The organism is Rhodococcus sp. P3_B8, from assembly GCF_056402775.1.
The window spans coordinates 1-1,341 of the sequence record NZ_JBFUGT010000628.1 but is presented as its reverse complement, the minus strand read 5'-3'; the positions used below and the strand labels follow the sequence as shown (position 1 = coordinate 1,341).

2 protein-coding genes are annotated in these 1,341 nt (G+C 67.9%); one reads left to right on the top strand and one right to left on the bottom strand.

Annotation, left to right across the window (positions count from 1 at the left end):
• The coding region (locus tag AC1D1G_RS45275; protein WP_477956949.1) for an Rv1733c family protein at nt 1-491 on the bottom strand (491 nt) is incomplete at its 3' end.
• 398 nt (nt 492-889) lie between these two features.
• Between AC1D1G_RS45275 and AC1D1G_RS45270 the strand changes: the two genes are divergently transcribed.
• Complete coding sequence (locus tag AC1D1G_RS45270; RefSeq protein WP_283352024.1) at nt 890-1,294, top strand: amidohydrolase family protein; 405 nt, start codon at nt 890-892, stop codon at nt 1,292-1,294.
• The last annotated feature ends 47 nt before the right edge of the window (nt 1,295-1,341 follow it).

The following is a 1,341-nucleotide window of genomic DNA, read 5'->3' as shown; positions in this document are numbered from 1 at the left end:
CCGTCGAACTGTTTCCACTCCTGTGCCCAGCGCTGCAGCCGGTTTCGGTGGAACAGTCTGTGGGCGAGTGCCGTCAAGAAGAGGACGGTGCCGGTGGTGAGTGCCCAGACTCCGCAGGCGGCGGTCACCGCGAGGACGGTGTTTTCCCGACTGTTGGGGATGGGGCCGGTGAGATTGCCGTCGGCGTCGGCGTCGACGCTGATGGTGATAGTCTGGCCGGCCTTCGCGGGGGTGTCGGTGGGCACGGCGGCGGTGCGTTCCCCGTGGGGTGTGGTCCAGCGGGCGCGGGCGGTGTTCTGCCGGCGGGACGACTCGTGTACTCGGGGATATCGGGGGCGAGGTAGGTGACCTCGAGCACGACCGCGGGGACGTGGTGGACGCCGGCGCGCAGCGTGTGGGTTTGCTGTTCGGGCCGGGGTATGGGTCGCGGTGCCGAACGCGGCGGCGACGGGGATCAGCAGCAGAACCACGGCCGCGGTGAGCAGAACCATGGTGGCTTCAATGCGGTCGCTGGGGCGCATCAGGTGGTTGCGACTCCACGGGCGCACCCGCAACCACCGGGTCGGTGCGGCCACCGGTAGCGGTGCCGGTTCCTCCGCACCCCGAACCGCAGGCGTCAACCACGACGCCGGCGGGCGAGTGGTGTTGCCCGGCTTCGTCGAACCACACCTCCATCTGGACAAGGCTTTTCTGGGAACACCCGCCTCCGGTGGGTCGCTACGCGAGGCGATCGCACACACTGCAGCGGCGAAGGCACTGTTCACCGATCAAGACGTGCGCACACGCGCCATGCGCGCTCTCGCTCGGGCCGTCGCCCACGGAACCACCTCGATACGCGCGGACACCGAGATCGACCCCGACATAGGTCTGCTGTCGGTCCGAGTAATCGATGGCTTGGCACGTCAACTCGCTGACGTCGTCGACGTTCAGGTGGCGTCATTCCCCGCAGGAGGGACTGTTCTGCCGTCCCGGCGCGATGCCCCTGCTGCGAGAGGCCCTCGAAATCACCGGAACCGTCGTCGGTGGATGCCCTTATGCCGAGGATTCGCTACGGGACGCCCAACGACACGTCGACGCGATTCTGGACCTCGCAGTCGAGTTCGAGATCCCGGCAGACCTGCACCTCGACCTGGCGAACGACGACTCCGACGCACGCTTCACGCTCGCCGAGTACGTCGCCCACCATACCGTGGCAAGGGGACTCGAAGGTCGCGTGGCCATCGGCCACGTCACCACCCTGGCGGCACTATCCCCTCGGCTCGAGGCCGAGTACTCGACGCTCTCGCCGCCGTGAGGATCACCGTTGTCGCCCTGCCGGCGACGGACCTCTACCTCATGGGT